The sequence below is a fragment of the Rhodococcus sp. Eu-32 genome, assembly GCF_003336925.1.
Taxonomy (GTDB): Bacteria; Actinomycetota; Actinomycetes; order Mycobacteriales; family Mycobacteriaceae; genus Rhodococcoides; species Rhodococcoides kyotonensis_B.
In genome coordinates this window covers 1-439 of sequence record NZ_QGNK01000078.1, presented here as the reverse complement: position 1 = coordinate 439, position 439 = coordinate 1, and the positions used below count along the sequence as shown (strand labels likewise).

The 439-nt window shown below is 61.7% G+C and carries 1 protein-coding gene; it reads right to left on the bottom strand.

The annotated features are described in order from the left end of the window. Window positions 1–439 (bottom strand): POTRA domain-containing protein (locus DK926_RS26365; RefSeq protein WP_207890932.1); only part of this gene is annotated, 439 nt, incomplete at both ends.

The window sequence follows — 439 nt, the reverse complement described above, 5'->3', positions numbered from 1 at the left end:
GGCACTTGAAAAACCCACGCCCAGCTGCAACGATCCGGTGGGCTTTTCTGCCACGTTGATCACCAGATCGACCTGGTCGGGCGAGCCTGGCACCTCCTGCGTTTCGACGTTGACGTCCGTGAAAAAGCCCAGACGGTCCACGCGGTCGCGGGACAGGCGAATCTTGTCGCCGTCGTACCAGGAGGCCTCGTACTGGCGGAACTCCCGGCGAATGACTTCGTCGCGCGTGCGGTTATTGCCACTGACGTTGATGCGGCGCACATAGGCGCGGCGCGCTGGCTCGGCCTGCAGCACGAAATGGACACGATTGTTCTCGCGGTCAATTTCAGGCACGGCCTCCACACGGGCAAATGCAAAGCCAAATCGGGCAAAGTATTCGGAGAACGCCTTCGTGGTCTCTGTCACCTGGTCGGCGTTGTAGGGCTCACCGGGGCGGATG